The organism is Croceicoccus bisphenolivorans (assembly GCF_001634625.1).
Taxonomy (GTDB): domain Bacteria; phylum Pseudomonadota; class Alphaproteobacteria; order Sphingomonadales; family Sphingomonadaceae; genus Croceicoccus; species Croceicoccus bisphenolivorans.
The window spans coordinates 46,821-62,511 of sequence record NZ_LRSE01000012.1 but is presented as its reverse complement, the minus strand read 5'-3'; the positions used below and the strand labels follow the sequence as shown (position 1 = coordinate 62,511).

General features: G+C 64.4%; 18 protein-coding genes. 9 read left to right on the top strand and 9 right to left on the bottom strand.

From position 1 onward, the window contains the following. Positions 1-74: 74 nt before the first annotated feature. Positions 75-434 (bottom strand): hypothetical protein, encoded by a 360-nt coding sequence (locus A7A77_RS13080; protein WP_066558975.1) that lies wholly within the window; start codon positions 432-434, stop codon positions 75-77. Beyond that, positions 424-633 (bottom strand): hypothetical protein, encoded by a 210-nt coding sequence (locus tag A7A77_RS13075; protein WP_066558973.1) that lies wholly within the window; start codon positions 631-633, stop codon positions 424-426. The genes A7A77_RS13080 and A7A77_RS13075 overlap by 11 nt, the downstream gene beginning before the upstream one ends. A gap of 95 nt (positions 634-728) precedes the next feature. Between A7A77_RS13075 and A7A77_RS13070 the strand changes: the two genes are divergently transcribed. From A7A77_RS13070 to A7A77_RS13035, 8 genes are all read left to right on the top strand, one after another. Beyond that, positions 729-1,397 carry a S24 family peptidase gene (locus tag A7A77_RS13070; protein WP_066558971.1) on the top strand — a complete coding sequence of 223 codons (669 nt, stop codon included), beginning with the start codon at positions 729-731 and terminating at the stop codon, positions 1,395-1,397. 63 nt (positions 1,398-1,460) lie between these two features. Beyond that, positions 1,461-1,895, top strand: a complete 435-nt coding sequence (locus tag A7A77_RS13065) for a cytochrome c (protein ID WP_156500564.1) — start codon at positions 1,461-1,463, stop codon at positions 1,893-1,895. 110 nt (positions 1,896-2,005) lie between these two features. Further along, the gene (locus A7A77_RS13060) at positions 2,006-2,689 is read left to right on the top strand and encodes an MBL fold metallo-hydrolase (protein ID WP_066558965.1); all 684 of its coding nucleotides are present in this window, start codon (positions 2,006-2,008) and stop codon (positions 2,687-2,689) included. A gap of 161 nt (positions 2,690-2,850) precedes the next feature. Next, a complete protein-coding gene (gene rpmF / locus A7A77_RS13055; protein WP_066558963.1) occupies positions 2,851-3,030 on the top strand; it encodes a 50S ribosomal protein L32 in 180 nt (59 codons plus the stop codon). 33 nt (positions 3,031-3,063) lie between these two features. After that, on the top strand, positions 3,064-4,110 hold the full coding sequence (gene plsX, locus A7A77_RS13050; RefSeq protein ID WP_066558960.1) for a phosphate acyltransferase PlsX: 1,047 nt from the start codon (positions 3,064-3,066) through the stop codon (positions 4,108-4,110). After that, positions 4,107-5,096 (top strand): beta-ketoacyl-ACP synthase III, encoded by a 990-nt coding sequence (locus tag A7A77_RS13045; RefSeq protein WP_066558951.1) that lies wholly within the window; start codon positions 4,107-4,109, stop codon positions 5,094-5,096. Before plsX ends, A7A77_RS13045 begins: the two co-directional genes overlap by 4 nt. 153 nt (positions 5,097-5,249) lie before the next feature. Then, positions 5,250-5,546, top strand: a complete 297-nt coding sequence (locus A7A77_RS13040; RefSeq protein ID WP_066558949.1) for an integration host factor subunit alpha — start codon at positions 5,250-5,252, stop codon at positions 5,544-5,546. Between the two features lie 4 nt (positions 5,547-5,550). Next, positions 5,551-6,018, top strand: coding sequence for a MerR family transcriptional regulator (locus tag A7A77_RS13035; RefSeq protein ID WP_066558947.1), 468 nt, complete (start codon positions 5,551-5,553; stop codon positions 6,016-6,018). Positions 6,019-6,091: 73 nt separating this feature from the next. Here A7A77_RS13035 and A7A77_RS13030 read toward each other — a convergent pair whose 3' ends face one another. From A7A77_RS13030 to A7A77_RS13005, 6 genes are all read right to left on the bottom strand, one after another. Next, positions 6,092-6,643 (bottom strand): SixA phosphatase family protein, encoded by a 552-nt coding sequence (locus A7A77_RS13030; protein WP_066558945.1) that lies wholly within the window; start codon positions 6,641-6,643, stop codon positions 6,092-6,094. Beyond that, entirely contained in the window at positions 6,640-9,414 is a 2,775-nt protein-coding gene (locus A7A77_RS13025) for an ATP-dependent DNA helicase (RefSeq protein WP_066559081.1), read from the bottom strand. The genes A7A77_RS13030 and A7A77_RS13025 overlap by 4 nt, the downstream gene beginning before the upstream one ends. A gap of 68 nt (positions 9,415-9,482) precedes the next feature. Next, on the bottom strand, positions 9,483-10,112 hold the full coding sequence (locus A7A77_RS13020) for a hypothetical protein (protein WP_066558942.1): 630 nt from the start codon (positions 10,110-10,112) through the stop codon (positions 9,483-9,485). 78 nt (positions 10,113-10,190) lie between these two features. Continuing rightward, a complete protein-coding gene (locus tag A7A77_RS13015; protein ID WP_082836120.1) occupies positions 10,191-10,709 on the bottom strand; it encodes a thermonuclease family protein in 519 nt (172 codons plus the stop codon). An 86-nt stretch (positions 10,710-10,795) separates the two neighbouring features. Beyond that, positions 10,796-11,197 carry a response regulator gene (locus A7A77_RS13010; protein ID WP_066558940.1) on the bottom strand — a complete coding sequence of 134 codons (402 nt, stop codon included), beginning with the start codon at positions 11,195-11,197 and terminating at the stop codon, positions 10,796-10,798. Between the two features lie 153 nt (positions 11,198-11,350). Then, the gene (locus tag A7A77_RS13005; RefSeq protein ID WP_066558939.1) at positions 11,351-13,396 is read right to left on the bottom strand and encodes a protein-disulfide reductase DsbD family protein; all 2,046 of its coding nucleotides are present in this window, start codon (positions 13,394-13,396) and stop codon (positions 11,351-11,353) included. Positions 13,397-13,527: 131 nt separating this feature from the next. On the opposite strand from A7A77_RS13005, the gene A7A77_RS13000 reads away from it, so the two are divergent. Next, complete coding sequence (locus tag A7A77_RS13000) at positions 13,528-14,745, top strand: UbiH/UbiF/VisC/COQ6 family ubiquinone biosynthesis hydroxylase (RefSeq protein ID WP_066558937.1); 1,218 nt, start codon at positions 13,528-13,530, stop codon at positions 14,743-14,745. Here the strand turns inward: A7A77_RS13000 and A7A77_RS12995 are convergent. After that, positions 14,742-15,689 (bottom strand): hypothetical protein, encoded by a 948-nt coding sequence (locus A7A77_RS12995; protein WP_066558934.1) that lies wholly within the window; start codon positions 15,687-15,689, stop codon positions 14,742-14,744. The two genes, A7A77_RS13000 and A7A77_RS12995, sit on opposite strands and share 4 nt — an antisense overlap. Between the last annotated feature and the right edge of the window lie 2 nt (positions 15,690-15,691).

Below are 15,691 nucleotides of genomic sequence, written 5' to 3'. Positions count from 1 at the left end.
GGATGTGGCATCCGCACGGACAGGCCGATGCCACATCCACATCGACCTGTCACCGGTATGCCATTGAACGCAGGTCAGCTCTCTTCAAGCAGCAGCAACTCGACCTCTACGCGCATCACCGGCTCCGGCAGCATTGCATGGTCGACTGCCAGCACTTGCGCGTCAGCGACAAGCTGGCCGGGAATGACGAACTCGTGGTCGGGCAACTGCGCGATCATGCGTTCGCCCGCCTCAACCGCCGTCATGCCGGAAAAGGACATGGAGAGGGTGTGGCGTGCGCCCGCGAAAGTGATGCTGGCCCACGGAATCTCGCGATGAACGATGATCTGGCCATGCCCCGACGCAAGCGCGCGCAGGGCGGCCTCGATCCGCTCTGGCGCAGAGCGGCGCGCAATGCGGGCACCTTTGGCGGCGGGGGACTGGTCAGCGAACATTGAGGGACTCCTGGGGCATGTGTTGGAAACTGGCATAAGTGTTCATGAAATGTTCCACCCGTATCACCATGCGGCGGCGGGGTTCGCGGCCATTGCGCATGTCGAGCACAAGGCGCGGATCGCGCACGGCAAGACGCCCGAACTTGGTTGCCGGCATTCCGGTCCGGCGCAGGAACTTTTCGATTTCCCGAAGCAACAAGGCGACCCTCCTGTTTGATTCGCTGTAGGAATAATCCTCTGCTGACGATTCAAATCCTACTTGTCTAGGAAAAATCCTTCGTGTAGGAACGGGGCATGGTTAACGATCCTGCACGCGACAGACTTGTCGAACTGGCCGATGGGCGGGGCGTCTCGCTTTCCGCCCTGTCGAAATTGATCGGCAGGAATACGACATACCTTCAACAGTTTATAAGGAAGGGAAGCCCGCGAAAGCTGGAAGAGAACGATCGGCGGACGCTGGCGCAGTTCTTCGGTGTGGAAGAATCGGAACTGGGGGCGCCCGATTCGGCGGATAATTCCTACGCTCCTGCGAAACCACCGCGAAAAAGCTGGATCGCGATCCCGCGCCTGGCGCTGGGCGCATCGGCCGGGCCGGGCGCGCTGGCAGAGGATGACGCGCCGGTCGGGCACCTCGGCTTTGCGGAAGGCTGGCTGCGCGAGATGGGGCTGACGCCCAGCGCGCTGACCGCGCTGTCGGTCGCGGGCGATTCGATGGACCCGACGCTGTCCGACGGGGACGAGATCCTTGTCGCGCGGGCCGACACCCAGTTCGGAGGGCGGCTGCGTGATGGCATTCACGTCATCCGGCGCGACGGGACCCTGCTGGTCAAGCGCCTGCTGTTTGAGCGGGAGGGGCAGGTCTCGGTGATTTCCGACAACAAGGCCTATCCGTCGGACGCGAACGTGCCGTTGGATGAGGTTGAGGTGCTGGGGCGCGTTGTCTGGAAAGGCGGGCGGATTTGACGGCAATGCCCGCTACGGGCCGGAAGGGACATCCGGCTTGATCCCCCACGTCGCACACCCAGATTGGCAACCATGCAGGGTGTGGGGTACTTTCGTGTCTACACCCCGACTTCGGAAAGGCTCGTCATGCCGTTGTCTCGATCGTTCGCTGCATTGACCACTGCTGCGCTGTGCGCCTGCGCGCAGACCGTGGATGATGCCCCTGCTGCAACTCCGGACGCCGCCATCGCAAGCGTCGAAAAATCGCAGATTGCGCGCGGGCTTTCCTTCGTAGATGCGCAATGTAGCGGTTGCCATGCGGTTCGACCGGGAACCGAACCACCCAATCCGCAGGCGCCAAGCTTCGTGGCGGTCGCGAACGATATGGGGTTCGACCACCGGACGCTGCGCGAGTTCTTTCTTGACGGACACGACGTTCCCTTTGCGATGACAATTCTGCTTGAAGAGGACGAGGCCGAGATCGCGACGGCTTATATCATGTCGCTTCGCTCGCGGTGAGAGCAGGCAGGGATCGAGGCCCGTCAATGGACTTCCGGCGGACGTTTGCAGCCGGTTCTTCAGCCGCCATCGGCTTGCATTCCACCGCCACCCCCGCCACATCCTCCCGCATGACCGATACAGCACAGCCTTCCTCCGGCCAGCCCCCGATGCGCGCCGCCATCGTGCCCGTCACGCCCTTGCAGCAGAACTGTTCGCTGATCTGGTGCACCAGGACGATGAAGGCCGCCGTCATCGATCCGGGCGGAGACTTGCCGCGGATCAAGGACGCCATCGCCAAGGCGGGCGTGACGCTGGAAAAGATCCTCGTCACCCACGGCCATCTCGATCATTGCGGCAATGCCGGCGTTCTGGCCGAGGAGATGGGCGTCCCGATCGAGGGGCCGGAAGAGAAAGACCGCTTCTGGATCGCGCAGCTTGACGATGATGGCCCGCGCTGGGGGATGGAGGCGCATACGTTCGAGCCTGACCGCTGGCTGCACCATGGTGACAAGGTGACGGTGGGCGAACTGGAACTCGACGTGATCCACTGCCCCGGCCATACGCCCGGCCATGTCGTGTTCTATCACGCGCCCAGCCATTTCGCGGTCGTGGGCGACGTATTGTTCAAGGGTTCGATCGGGCGCACCGATTTTCCGCTGGGGAATCACCAGCAGCTGATCGATTCGATCACGCAGCGCCTGTGGCCGCTGGGCGATGATGTCACGTTCATTCCGGGGCATGGGCCGATCAGCACGTTCGGCGCGGAGAGGCAGACGAACCCCTTTGTCGCGGATATGGCGCTCAAGCAGTAGATGCGGCCCTTGCGCGTTGCTGAAAATTCGCTATAGCGCGCGCCTTCGCCGCATCCATGTGCCGAAAGCGCGGGCGGGCTCCCTTAGTGGGCTTGTGCCGGGCTGGACGCTGGACTAGGGCGGCTCGCAAGATCGTCGTTATTGATTGAACAGGTGCCGAAATGGCTGTCCCCAAGAGAAAAGTTTCGCCGTCCCGTCGCGGTATGCGTCGCGCACATGATGCCCTCAAGGTCGAGGCGTTCCACGAATGCCCGAACTGTGGCGAGCTGAAGCGCCCGCACAACCTTTGCGATGCATGCGGCCATTACAACGGGCGCGAGATCGTTTCCGTCGGGCTCTGATCGCCCGTACAGACACTTGCTAGGAAGTAGACCATGAGCTTGCCGCGTATCGCAATCGACGCGATGGGCGGCGATCATGGCGTACGGACCATGATCGAAGGCGCCGCGCTTGCGCGCAGGCGCCACGATCGATTCCAGTTCCTGCTTGTCGGGGACGAGGATCGGATCAAGCGAGCCCTCGACAATCACCCGAACATGCGCGGCGCGTCGGAGATTCTCCACGCACCCGAAGAAGTTTCTGGTGACGAAAAACCGACGCAGGCCCTGCGCCGCGCGCGCAAGACCAGCATGGGCCTTGCCATCGACGCGGTGAAGAAGGGTGAGGCTGGCGCCGCCGTCTCTGCCGGCAACACCGGCGCGCTGATGGCGATGGCCAAGCTTTCGCTGCGCACGATGCCCGGCATCGATCGCCCCGCGCTTGCGGCGCTGATGCCCACGCTGGGCGAAACCGACATGGTTATGCTCGACCTTGGCGCGAACACCGATTGCGACGCCCGTAACCTCGTGCAGTTCGCGATCATGGGCGCGGCCTATTCGCGCATCGCAACCGGCCTTGCCGAACCGCGCGTGCGCCTGCTCAACATCGGGACAGAGGAAATCAAGGGCACCGAGACCCTTCGCGACGCCTCTGAAAAGCTGCGCGCGGCAGACCAGCGGCTGGCCCTGTCTTTCGGCGGCTTCATCGAGGCGGACAAGATCAACCGCGGCGAAGTCGACGTGGTGGTGACCGACGGATTTTCGGGCAATATCGCGTTGAAGGCAGTGGAAGGCGCGGCACGATTCGTGACGGACCTGCTGCGCGAGGCTTTCCAGTCGTCGCTGCGATCCAAGATCGGTTTCCTCGTGAGCCGTCCGGCGACCGAATTGCTCAAGCACCATCTCGACCCGAACAATCACAACGGCGCGGTCTTCCTTGGTTTGAACGGCATTGTCGTGAAAAGCCACGGCAGCGCCAATGCCAAGGGCGTGGCCAATGCCGTGGCCGTCACCGCGCGGCTGCTGGAGGAAGACCTGATCGAACGCATTTCGGCCGACCTTGCACGCGGCACCGATACGCCTGCGGCAGGGGAAGCGGCATGAGCGATGTCTTGCGCCGCACGGTCGTGCTCGGTTCGGGTTCGGCTCTGCCCAAGCGGGTCGTCACCAATGCCGAACTGGCAGCCCAGGTCGACACCAGCGACGAATGGATCGTCGAACGCACCGGCATCCGCCAGCGTCACATCGCGGGCGAGGGCGAGACGACGGCCTCGCTGGCCATCGATGCGGCCCGCAAGGCCATCGAAACGGCTGGTCTGACGCCCGCCGATATCGACGTGATCGTGCTGGCAACGGCCACTCCGGACCAGACCTTCCCGTCGACCGCCAGCAAGGTGCAGCACGAACTGGGCTGCAAATCGGCCTTCGCTTTCGATGTTGCCGCCGTCTGCTCCGGTTTTCTCTATGCACTCGGCACGGCAGATGCACTGCTCCATCGCGGCATGGGCAAGCGCGCGTTGGTCATCGGTGCCGAAACATTCAGCCGCATCCTCGACTGGGAAGATCGCACCACGTGCGTCCTGTTCGGCGACGGGGCCGGTGCCATGGTCATCGAGATGCGCGAGTTTCCGGCTGCCGAAGCCGCGACCGCGCCCGGTGTCATCGCGACGAAGCTGCACACCGACGGCGAACACAATTGCCTGCTCTATGTCGATGGCGGACCGTCGACGACGCAGACCGTGGGCAAGCTTCGCATGAAGGGGCGGGAGGTGTTCCGCCACGCCGTCGTCAATCTTGCCAGTGTGCTGGGCGAAGTGCTGGAAGAAGCCGGATATGCGGCCGAAGACATCGACTGGGTCGTCCCGCATCAGGCGAACGCCCGCATCCTTGATGCCACGGCCAAGAAGCTGGGGCTGCCTGCCGAACGCATGGTCAAAACGGTCGAGCTTCACGCCAATACATCGGCCGCCTCGGTCCCGCTTGCATACGATGTCGCGGTGCGCGACGGGCGGATCAAGCCCGGCGATCTGGTCATGCTGGAAGCCATGGGCGGCGGCTTTACATGGGGCGCCAGCCTGCTTCGCGCCTGACACTGGCATCCAAAATATTACGAAGTGGTCACAAACGAGACGAAACCCTGCAAATAGCAGGGTTTTTTCCGTGCGGGGATTGGCGCAAGCCGCGGATGTGTTAAGATGGCATCCGGGGTCGCGGTATTGGGGCAAATTAGGGGACAGGGAACCATGCGTTCTGTCGGAACACTAACTCGCGCCGACCTTGCGGATACGGTCCATCACAAGGTCGGGCTTAGCCGCGCCGATTCGCTGACGATGGTGGAATCCATCCTTCGGCTGATGTGCGATGCCATGGCAGAGGGTGAAAACGTCAAGATTTCGGGCTTTGGCACGTTCCTTCTGCGTGACAAAGGGGAACGCATCGGCCGCAACCCGAAAACTGGGGTCGAAGTGCCGATCACGCCCCGCCGCGTGCTGACTTTCCGTGCCAGCCAGATGTTGAAGGACCGCGTCAGCGGCGGTTGAACGGATGCAGGAAAGCCTGTTCGAAGACGGCAAGGATCCACAGGCTTTCCGCACCATCGGCGAGGTTTCGGTCGCGCTCGACATCAAGCCCCACGTGCTGCGCTATTGGGAAGAGCAGTTCCCGATGCTGCGCCCGGTAAAGCGCAGCGGTGGGCGCCGATATTACCGGCCTGACGATATCGTGCTCCTTCAGACGATCGACCGGCTGCTGAACCAGGATGGCTACACCATTCGCGGAGCGGTCAAGGCGATCGAGGAGGGGGCGAACAAGCCCGCTCCCGACACTGCGGCACAAGAACGCGCTGCGCCGGCCCCCGAACTGGTCGAGCGGTTGCGTGGTGCAGTCCGGACCTTGGAGGAAAGTACCGGCGAAAACCCGGCACCGCTTCAGGAGATACGCAAAGAAGACGTGCTGCTGAAGGCGCGCCTGCGTGCAATCCGGGAAAAGCTGGCGAACGCGTTGATCACCTGAGCGACCCGCATGGGGAGCGCTGATTACGCGAGGATCAGGTAGCCGACGGCTGCAATGCCGTCCTTCAAAGCCTCTAGCGTGCCATTTCCGGGCCCAGCGTCGGGTCAAGATCGCGCGGTCGCACCAGGTCTACGAGGCGGGCCTTCGCCCCATCCAGGTTCGCCCAGCCATCCGAATCGAATTCCAGAAGGGAAAAGGCGCCGGTGGGGTATTTCTGCGCCACGATATCGCGCAGCGGGCATGACCCGTCATTCGGTACGTGATCCAGCACGAAATCTTCCAGACCCGGATTGTGCGCGACTAGCAGGATCGCATCGGCATCGACGCCTAGTTCGTTGATCACTTCCTCGATCGAATCGCTGGTCGCCAGATAGAGGCGGCGGTCTTCGATGCGGTGCGCGGGGGCCGATTTACCCATCGCGTCGAGTGCGATGTCGAGTGTGGATTGCACGCGGCGGGCGGGGCTGGCGAGGATCAGGTCGAACGGGGCGACTTTCGTGCCGATGTAACGCCCCATCGTTTCTGCGGCGCGGCGGCCCTTCGCGTTCAGATCTCGATCGAAATCATACCCGGTCGGCTGGTCTTCTTCCGATTTTGCATGACGCAGGAGTCCCAGCCGCTTCAAAATTCACTTCCCTCGGTTTCATCGTCTGTTGTCATGCAGGAAACACCGGTCACCAGCATTTGTAAAGCATCGTCCAGCGTCGTGCGTGTTACAGGCGTGCCTTCCGGAAAGGCCGATAGCAGCCGCGACGGAAAGGCGGGAGATAGCACAACGAATATTCCGCTATCCTCTTTCGATCGTATCAAACGCCCGAACGCCTGTGCCAGGCGCGCCCGCACGATCGCATCGTCGTGCGCCTGCCTTTCGGCCCGGTCGCCGCCCGTTGCCGCCCTGCGCGCGCGGTGCAGGATCGACGGTTTGGGCCATGGAACCTGCTCCATCACCACCAGCCTCAGCGAATCGCCGGGCACGTCCACACCGTCGCGCAGCGCATCGGTGCCCAGCAGGCTGGCATGCGGATCGTCGCGGAATATGTCGACCAGCGTGCCGGTATCGATCGGATCGACATGCTGGGCAAACAGCGGAAGGCCGGATCGGGCGAGCCGGTCCGCGATGCGGGCATGCACCGCACGCAGCCGCCGGATGGCAGTGAACAGGCCAAGCGCGCCGCCGCGCGATGCCTCGATCAGGCGCCCGTAGGCAGCGGCGAGCCCTGCGATGTCGCCTTTCTTCACGTCGGTCACGATGATGACTTGCGCCTGCCGGGCATAGTCGAACGGGCTTTCGGCTTCGGCAAGGCGGGGCGACAGGCCGATCGCTTCTGCGCCTGAACGGCGAACCGCGCGATCCCAGTCCGGGCCATCGGGCGTGCGGTCGCACAGCGTGGCGCTGGTCTGCAGCACGCCGTGGGCGGGTCCCAGAACGGTTCGCGCAAACGGCTTCATCGGGTCGAGCCAGCGCCTGTGGATCGCAATGTCGAATTCGCGCGCTTCGGCCCGTTCCACTGCCAGCCAGTCGACGAAATCGGCATCCGCAGGGCCGCCAAGTCGCGCCAGCAGCGCTTCCCATGCCGAAAGCGTATCGATGCGCCAGCTTAGCGAATGCCGCGCGCCTTCCACCCGCTGTCGCCCTTGCGGGTCCAGCCAGTCCGGCGGGTCTTCAAGGATTGCTTCCAGCCTCGTGCCCAGTTTCATCAGCGGCTGGCGCAGATGGGCGATGGCATCGCGCGCACCCGCTGCCGCCTCTATCAACGGGCCGTCGAGGTCGACCGCTTCCGTCTCGAGGCCATATCCCGCCTGGCTCCCCGCTTCGTCCCGCGCGTAGGTAAGGCGGCGCACGGCGGCGAGCAGCGTTTCGAGCGGGCCCCACGGCTCGCCTTCGCCAATGCGCGCCAGCCAGCCATCGGCGGGAAGCGCGCTGGCCGCCTCTCTCGCGGCGGCGATTGCGCGTTCGGCATCCTCGTCGTAACTGGCCACATCGGCCAGCCGCGCGGCAAGACCGCGCCTTCGCCCTTTCGATTTACCCTCCGGCCCGATGACCCAGCGCCGCATTTCTATCGCCTCTGCGCCGGAAATCGCGACGGCGAAGGTCGAATCGGCGGCATCGAACAAGTGATGCCCTTCGTCGAACACGATGCGCGAGGGGGCCTGCCGATCCCCGTCTGCACCGCCCGCACGCGCCGCGTGAACCATGACGAGTGCGTGGTTGGCGATGACGAGATCGGCGTGCGCGGACTGCCGCGCCGCGCGTTCGATAAAGCACTTCCGGTAATGCGGGCAGGCGGCATAGACGCATTCCCCGCGCCGGTCCGTGAGTGCGGCAAGCCCGCGCCGCCGGAACAGGGTGGGCAGCCAACCCGGCATGTCGCCGCCAACCATGTCGCCATCTTCGCTATAGGCTGCCCAGCGCGCGACGAGCTGGGCGAAGATTCCTGCGCGGTTCTGGAAACCGCCCTGCAGCGCGTCTTCCAGGTTCAGCAGGCAAAGGTAGTTTTCGCGCCCCTTGCGCACGACCACGGCAGGCCCCTTGCGGTCGCTCGCATCGCCATCCGGCCATGCGCGGCGGCTTTCGCGGCGCAACTGCCGTTGCAGTGCCTTCGTGTAAGTGGAGACCCAGACCGTGCCTTCAGCCGCCTGGGACCAGAGCGAGGCCGGCGCGAGATAGCCTAGCGTCTTGCCGACACCGGTGCCTGCCTGCGCCAGCACCATGTTCGGTTGCCCCCTTTCGCGGCGCGGGGCGAAAATGTGCGCTGCGGCCTGCGCGTAGTCATGCTGCCCGCTGCGCCTTTCGGCATCCGCGCCGGTCAGCAAGTCGAGCCTGCCGGCAATGTCGCCGGCGTCGAGCGGTGCGTTGCGCGGCTGCGGCCTTGCCGGTTGATCCTCCCATTCGGGTAGCCGCGTGAACAGCCAGCGTTCGGCGCGTTCGGGGCGGCTGACATGGGGGCTGAGCATTCCCGCCCATTGCCATTTCAGCCGCGCCATCGATTGAAGGACAGACCATGCACCCTCGCGCTCGGCCCAATCCGTGCCTTCGCATGTCGCGAACAGGCGCCCGGCGGCGCGGGCGAGCAGGCCGGGCACTTCCCCTTCATGCTCGGGCGGCGGAAGATCGAGCGCGTCGGCAAGCCCCTTTGGCGTCGGGACCATGAAGCGGGCGGGATGGACGAATGCGAAGAGTTCAAGCAGGTCGAGGCCGGAAAGCTCCGGATAGCCGAGGCGGCTGGCGACGAGCGGTGCGTTCAGCATCAGCATCGGCGTTTCCGCAGCCGCCATGATCGCTTCGCCCCGCGAAAGGGCACGCGTGTTGCCCGCGGCATCGGAAAGCCAGCAACCGGAATGGCTGGCATGCAACGCGGGCAGCGGGACAGGTTGGGGAAGGGCGGTGCTCGCCATCATTCCCAGATAGGGATCGCGCAGGCGGAGTGGAACCGCGGGAAAAAGCTATCCCCCGCCGGTATCGTTCAGGCGGCGCGAATGGCGGTGGGTTCCGGATGATCGCCGGCGGTGCAGCAGTCGCAATCGGACACGTCCAGAGTGAGGAGAGCAGTGATCTGCGCGTCTATCTCTTCGCCGTAATCGGGTTCCAGCGCGCGGCGGACCAGCTTTGCCAGAACCGAGGGCGCATCCTTTCCGGTGCGTTCATGGCTATGGACGAAGCCGGATACGTGCATCCACTGGTGCATCATGTGGGCCGCCATGTTCACGCGGTCACCCGCATCCATGCACTGCGTCACGAACCAGCGGGCGGTGCGGACGGGCAATGTGCCCAGCAGGGAGCGGCCGATGACGGGGTGGGCGCTGCCCGGTCTGTCCATATCCTCGACAGAAATGGCGAGATCCAGCGTGTGATCGGCGGTCTTGCCACATTCGCGGCCCATGACGATGCGTTCCCAGATCTGGTCGCCCGTCAGCTCGCGAGGGGTGCCGTGCAGGCTCTGCCAGCCGGTGTAGCCGTAGTCGGCCTGCCTGACCGAACCGCCGAAGCCGGGACTGCTGACAGCCTTGCGCAACAGAATCACGCTATCCTTCAGGAACCGTTCCTCGGCATCGGTCGTGCCGGTTATCTCGTGAAGCTGGACATCTACACTCATGGTGCCTCCAACGCGCATGTCGCGTGGCTTGTTCCGTTATTCCGACAAGAACCTTACACGAGGATCAAGAACGCTAGATTAACACCAGTTGCGACGAAATCCCTTCCATTTTTCGGCCAGCCCTTCCGCAACCAGTATGTCGCCCAGCGATTGCCCGCCGCGCATGACACGGCGCAGCTTGCGTCCGTAGCGGTCGGTCTGTTCCGGCCCGCTTTCCAACGAGAACGCTCCGCCGTTAAGCAATTGCAGCAACCTTTGTGTTGCCGCCTTGCCCAGTGCCAGTTCCCGGTCGCATCGCGGAGTGGAGGTTTCAGGCGTATTGATGTCGAGCACCCGGTATTTCTCGCCGCCCAGCCAGAAGGTATCGCCATCCACTACGCAATCGCGGCGCGCGGCGCTGCTGCAAAGTGCGAAGTCGGCCTGCAGCGTGTCCTGCGGACCGGGTTCGGGGAGTGTGGCGGCGGCTTGCGGTATCGCGCTCTCGTCAGTGTCCGCAAGGCGCAAGTACAAGCCTGCGATGACAAGGGCGACGGAAGCGGCGATGATGGCGATAGATGCCCAGCCGCCGTTGCGTCGGGCATTCCGGAACAGGTTCATCCCTGCCTATTCAAAAGCTTACGCGTTGATGTCAACCTTGCCGCGAGGGGCAGTGACGGCGCCCTGCCGAACGGCCTTTCCGGCGTTCAGGCCGTTGCGGTCATCACGGACCGGACTGCATCTTCCAACCGTCCGGACGAACAGGGCTTCGTGCAGACGATGGCGTCGGGATATTCCAGATTCAACTGGCCGGGATCGGCGTGGCCGGAATGGAATACGATTGGGATGTTCAGTTCTCGCAGGCGGGTTGCCACCGGATAGACATCGCCATCCGCCAACTGCACATCGAGGATCGCGACATGGGGCTTTCCGGTATCGAGCGCGGCAAGCGCCTTGACGTTGCTGGGGTAGGGTCCATCGACCTGGAAACCGGCGGACATCATCTGGTCCGCGATATCGAAGGCGATGATCATCTCGTCTTCGACAAGCAGAAGGACCGGACTTTCGCCCGGTTCGAAATGCCCCTTTTCGTAACCCCAATCTGCCATTCTTGTCCGCACTTTCCGTCGCCGGTGTCCGTTTATCCGGCGCGTATTCGAAACCCTGCACATGTGGCCGAAATGACCGCTTGTTCATACCGGATAACCGAAACTGGCCGGTAGGGTTCCGGATTTTTTTGCAAAATCGTCAGGCTGTGGTCATTATCGTTTTGTACCAGCGCGTTGCGCCAGTATCCCGCTGGTCAGAACTTGCGGCAGGATCTCCGCCTCGGCCCCCGGCTCGTACCATGCGTAGAGCGGAACGCCCGCTGCGCCATGCTCTTCAAGATAGCGGGTGATGGCCGGATCGCGCCGGGTCCAGTCGCCCCGCAAGACGACAACGCCTGCCTTCTCGAATGCCGCTTTCGTGGCATCGCGATCAATGGCCGTTGCCTCGTTCACCTTGCAGGTCACGCACCAGTCTGCGGTGAAATAGGCGAAGACCGGCTTGCCGCTCGCTCGCGCCTCGGCAAGTGCATCTTGTGAAAACGGTATGGCGTCGAGCGGTGCTTCGCTTTGCGGCGCAGTCGGTTCCATCGCGGCGCTGACGCCTCCGGCCGCGATGGCAAGGATGACGGCGGCAAGCACCGGCGCGGTTGCGGCATGCCCGCGTCGCTGCTTGCGTCCAGCCAGCATGAGCAGGCCGGTCGCTAGAACCGTGGCGCCAAGGCCGAGAGCAAGCAGAGGTATCCCGCCAACACGCCATGTGAGCCAGACGAGCGCAATGGCGGTCAGCCCCATCGGGATCGCCATGAAATGCCGGAAACGTACCATCCACATACCTGGCCTTGGCAGCGCCTTGCGCAATACGGGCACGAAACCGATCAGCAGGAACGGGAAGGCAAGACCAAGGCCGAGCGCTGCGAACAGCAGCATCGCGTCGGCTACCGGCAGCAGCAACGCAGCGCCCATTGCGGCGGCCATGAACGGGCCGGTGCAGGGCGTGGCGACGAATGCGGCCAGAAGCCCGGTCAGGAACGCGCCTCCGTTCTGGTGGCCGGCAAGTCCGGGCAGCACCATTTCGTAAAGTCCGGCAAGGTTCGCGGTGATCGCGGCGGCAAGGATCAGCAGCAGGACGACCGTTGCCGGTTCCTGCAACTGGAAGGCCCAGCCGATTTCCTCTCCGGCAGCGCGCAGCCCCAGCAGCGCCGCGCCAAGCGCCAGCACGGCGACAAGGACGCCGGCGGTATAGGCCAGCGCCTCGTGATGTGCGCCGGCGCTGTTCACTTTGGCCAGCGACAGCGCCTTCAGGCTGAGAATCGGGAATACGCAGGGCATGACGTTGAGGATCAGCCCGCCCGCGAAGGCCAGAAGCAGCAGCCAGCCAAGATCATGCCCCGCCGAACCGGTCATCCCTGAAAGCGGGGTTCCACTGGCGGGCACGTCACCCGGCTCCAGCGTAACGGCAAGACCGTTCCCCGCGTGATCGAGGCGCAGCACCGCATCGAAAGGCGTGCCCGCTGTTGCATCGTCGTCAGCGCCGGTTTCGATGATCAGCCAGTCGCCATTGCGAGACACTTCCTGCGGCGCGGCATAACGCACGATGCCGTCCTGCGCGGCGAAAAGGTGCGGTTCGCTGACCTTGCTGCCGGCTGCCACGGGTATCGCCATGCGCAGCACGCCGCCCGAAATGGCATAGCGGCCCTTGTCGACCATCGGCGCGGGAAGGGCCGAGCGCCATGCGGCAAACCGCTCCGTTTGCGCCGCTGGCGAGCCCGGCGAAGCGACCGTCACCGTCGTTTCGAAGTGGCCCTTTTCCGGCACGCAGATCTCGTCGGTGCAGGCCAGCCAGTCGGCATCGAGCACGATCGGCACCCGCTGACCCACAGCGGCATCCGCCGGAACCGTCAACGGTATCAGCACCGCATAGGGCCCTTCGTAGACGTGGTTCATCAGCGGGCCGATCAGCAGCGGTTCGGGTACCGGATATTCCGGTTCGCCCGCCGTGAAACCCGTGGGCAATGTCCAGTCTAGCCCCATGCCGAAACCTGCATCGCCGGGGTTCGACCAGTAGCCGTGCCACGTTGCGGCCGGTTCCATCGCGATGGCCACCATAACCGTTTCACCGGGGGCGACCGGTCCTTCGACTTCCAGTGTTGCCGCGATGTTGTTGGCCATGGCCGGAACCGCGCCCAGCGCCGAGAACAGCAAGGCGACGATGGCAAGGAAACGACCGAACGGGGCGAGGGCTGGGGAAAGTCGGTGCATGTATCTCAGGGTTCCGGGCCGGTGACAGCGACTTGTGCCAAGGGGTTGCCTTGCAGGTGCGCTGTCGCCATCTGTGCGCTGTGTTTAGGGATGGCCGGTGTGGCTGTCCAGCAAGCCCGGCGGAGACGGTGATGAGCAGCGATCGGCGTGACGTGGTGATCCTTGGCGGCGGGCTCGTCGGCATGACCCTTGCGCTGGCGCTTGCCCGATCTGGCGTGACGAGCCATGTGCTGGACGCCGCCGACCCCGAAGCGCAGATAGCCGCCGGCTTCGACGGACGGGCATCGGCCATTTCCACCGCCAGCTGGAACATGTTCGCGAACATCGGACTTGCCGACGGGCTGGAGCAGTACGGCTGCCCCATCGACGCGATTGCCGTGTCCGACCAGTTGAAACCGGGCGAACTGCACTTCCGGCCCGAACCGGAAGAAGGCTCGCTCGGGCGCATGTTCGCCAACCGGCAGTTGCGCGTCGCCCTGTTCGAAGCGGCGAAAAACGAACCGGCCATTGCGTTCCATCCGCGCAGCCGCATCGTCACGCGCGAACGCGGCGAATTCGGCGTTGCCGCCGCGCGCGATGATGGAGCCCGTTTCGAAGGCAGCCTGCTGGTCGCAGCGGAAGGGCGCCGTTCGCCCACGCGCGAGGAAGCAGGGCTTACCGTTGCCAAGTGGGATTATCGCCATCGCGCGCTGATCTGCGGGCTGGTGCATGACAAGCCGCATGGCAACGTGGCGTGGGAAATCTTCTACCCCGCAGGTCCCTTCGCCCTGCTGCCGATGAAGGATGACGATCAGGGACGCCACCGCACCGCACTGGTCTGGACCGTTGCTGAAAAGGACGCGGATGCCTGGCTGAAACTTCCCGAGCGGGCTTTCGTTGCCGAAGCGCAAAAGAAGATGGGCGGCGTGCTGGGCGAAATCGCGCTGGAAGGGAAGCGGTCTTCCTTTCCGCTGGGGTTCCACCATGCGCCGACCATCGTTGCCGAGCGATTGGCGCTGGTCGGCGATGCGGCGCATGGCATCCATCCGATTGCGGGGCAGGGGCTGAACCTTGGCCTGCGCGATGCGGCGGCACTGGCCGAAGTGCTGGCCGATGGTGCGCGGCTGGGCATGGATCTTGGCGATTCGCAGCTGTTGAAGCGGTATCAGGACTGGCGCGCGCTGGACGATTTCTCGGTCGCGCTGGCTACCGATTCGCTGACGTGGATATTCGGCGTTCCGGGCAAGGCGGCCAGTGCGGTGCGCCGCGCGGGGATGAGCGCGATCGACCGGATTGCCCCGATGAAGCGCTGGTTCATGGATGAGGCGCGGGGCGTTTCCGGAACGCTGCCCGCGCTGTTGCAGGACTAATCCGCTACAGCCGCTGCCGCTTCGGCATCGGGCGATGGCGTGGCGACCGGCGCAGCCGGGCTGCCCTGCCGCACCGGCTGCCCTTCGCCGTCGATCAATTGCCTTGGTTCCAGCAGGGCGGCGGTTTCGATCAGGTCCAGCGCATCGTGCATGGCGATATAGCGGCGGGCATCGGCCAGCCATGGTTCCACGCCTTCCTTGTTGGGCATGCGTTCGACAAGCGCGGCCGCCGCTTCCACCCGCCCGTCGTCCAGCAGCAGTCGCGCGCGGTCCAGCCTGATTTCCGGCTGCGGCGATGGTGCGCTGGCGCTGCGCAGGACGAACAGGCGCGAGATTTCCGTTTTCACACGTTCCCACGCGGACAGGGTTTCCGGTTCGGAAACTGCGACGGCGGAAAGGTTTTCCAGCCCTGTGCGCAGCGAATCCAGCGTGACCGGATTTCGCGATCCGTTGATGATGGTGCGCACCGCGTTCGGCTGGGCATTGCCGAAGCGCAGCTGCAACTGGTTCTCCAGATAACCGAGCGGTGCTCCGCGTTCGAGCAGGCGGCGCGCGGCGAAGGCAACTAGCAGCCCTTCGGCCCGCGCGGCATGGCCCGACGCGGCCTCTGCCTGCAGGTCAAGGCGGTTGAGCCGCCGTTCAAGTTCGTTGATGCGTGTCGCCATCGTGTCCTGCGACGGCATCATCGCGCCGCCCGCGACCGGCGTTTCGGCGCGCTGTTCGGCATCGCCGGGAAGCGCCGCTGCCGTTACGGCTTCATTCTGCGCGGTCGCGCGGTCTTCGTTGGATAGCCAGCCGCTGCTCCACGCGAGATAGAATGCGAGCGCTGCACCAAGCGCAAAGGCGATAAGCACCGCTGCGGCCAGCTTTCGGATCGAGCCGACCTTGCCTGCGCTGCGCAGGTCGCCGGTGCCGGGTTCGGACGATGGGGGGATTGCTTGCATAA